Here is a 773-nt window from a genome sequence, read left to right as displayed (position 1 = left end):
CAGACAACGACTACGAGCCTGCCAGCAACAGACCCATCTCCTCGCCGGCTTCTTCGTCAACACCGGCATGACCCTCGACCCCGAACCACCGTGACGACCCGAACGTCAGCCTTTCAACCTCTGTAGTGGTCTGGCGGCATCGGCAAGTGCACCGCTGGTGCCTCGTCTCCGCAGGGCCTCGAAGCGTTCCAGAACGTCGGGGGCGGCCCGCGCGAGCACCGTATCGAGCGCGGCCTGCATGTCGCCTCGTAGTTGGACCTTCTCGCCCTGGCTGCTCCACTTGGTCACTGTGCGTCGGGCCGCGCCCAGATGTTCGGCGAAGCCGGTGACGCTCAGCCGTAGGGCCTGCCGCAGGGCGTTTGCCTCCCGGCCGGTCCAAGTGGTCACTGCGGCCATCGGATGTCCCTTCGATGGGGCCGTGTCAGCTCGTCGATGGTAACGGCACGTGGCGTGTTGGCGGGTGCACCGCGAGTGCACCGATAGGACATTCCCATCGTCCCGCTTTCCGGCAAACCTGAATTCGCCCGACGCGCTCCGTCGTGACGACTGGCCAGGGAGGGTCGAGATGAAGGATGCGGCGAGTCGAGGTCAGAAGCGTCTTTGGACGCCTCGGCCGGCAACGCCTCAGAAGACCTCCTTGCCTGCTCCCGAAATTCCCCGTCTGCGTACCGCCACGAGGGCTGCGTGGGCGGGTGAGCGGCGGTCTGCTCCCAGCCGCCGCACTGCAGCGGTGGGGGCGCCCGCCCCCCCGCCCGCCCCCCCCCCGCCCGGGT

1 pseudogene is annotated in these 773 nt (G+C 68.2%); it reads right to left on the bottom strand.

Going from position 1 to position 773, the window contains the following annotated elements:
- Nucleotides 1-129: 129 nt before the first annotated feature.
- Nucleotides 130-396: pseudogene (locus tag ABNF97_RS33990) on the bottom strand (hypothetical protein); the annotation flags it as partial.
- Nucleotides 397-773 lie beyond the last annotated feature (377 nt).

This window comes from Plantactinospora sp. B6F1 (assembly GCF_040120695.1).
Taxonomy (GTDB): domain Bacteria; phylum Actinomycetota; class Actinomycetes; order Mycobacteriales; family Micromonosporaceae; genus Plantactinospora.
This window is presented reverse-complemented; position numbering and strand designations above follow the sequence as displayed.